Origin of the sequence: Mesorhizobium sp. M0910 (assembly GCF_040319465.1) — a bacterium.
In the GTDB taxonomy this organism is placed as follows: domain Bacteria; phylum Pseudomonadota; class Alphaproteobacteria; order Rhizobiales; family Rhizobiaceae; genus Mesorhizobium.
Genome location: NZ_JAMYNZ010000049.1, coordinates 1 through 826, shown reverse-complemented (window position 1 = coordinate 826; position 826 = coordinate 1). Strand labels below are relative to the sequence as shown.

1 protein-coding gene is annotated in these 826 nt (G+C 59.8%); it reads left to right on the top strand.

Annotation, left to right across the window (positions count from 1 at the left end):
• Positions 1-826 (top strand): serine hydrolase domain-containing protein (locus NKH78_RS32525; RefSeq protein ID WP_352885257.1); only part of this gene is annotated, 826 nt, incomplete at both ends.

Here is an 826-nt window from a genome sequence, read left to right as displayed (position 1 = left end):
CCGCGCGTGCTGCCGTTCAGGAAAGATATTGACTGGACTATCGCGGATCGACCAGATGTCGCGCGGTTTCGGTCGTTGCCGCATTTCTCCGGTTTCGTCGTGGCACGTGACGATCGTATCCTCTATGAGGCCTATGCTCCGGATTTCGGGCCGAACCGGCCACAATCCATCATGTCGATCACAAAGATGGTAGTCAACATCATGCTCGGCCGGTGCGTCGCAGAGGGTATTCTCGAGCTCGACCGACGGGTCAAGGAATACCTTCCCGAGATCGGCACTGGCTATGGAGAGGCGACCGTCAGGGCGGTGTCTGATATGAATATCGCCAACAATTACAGCGATGACGACCAGTGGATTTCCCTGGAAGCCGCTGGAGGTATGCGTCTGCCTCCAGATGACGGGATTGAGTTGACGATCCGTTCTATCCTCTGCGGCATCACTGGAGACGATCTTGTCAATCGGATCGGCGGCCCGGACTACAAATCGGCTAGCAGCGATGTGCTCGGCTGGATCGTCGAGCGTGTGAGCAAGCGGTCGCTTCGCGACTGGCTCATCGAGATCGTGGAGGGGGCGGGCCTTGAGGGCTCCTTCCACATCGCCTGCGATCGTGAGGGCATACCGTTGCTCGGTGGAGGCGCCTCCCTTTCCCCCCGTGATCTCGCGCGCTATGGCCTGCTCTTCGCGCGTAGGGGCGAGGGTATTGACGGACGCCGCGTCGCCGATGCCGCCTTCATCGACGAAACCCGTCACAAACCAGGACCACTTTGGCCAAAGCCGCGCGAGGGGTTGTACTATAGCCGACACACGACCACGGACGGCACTTTTG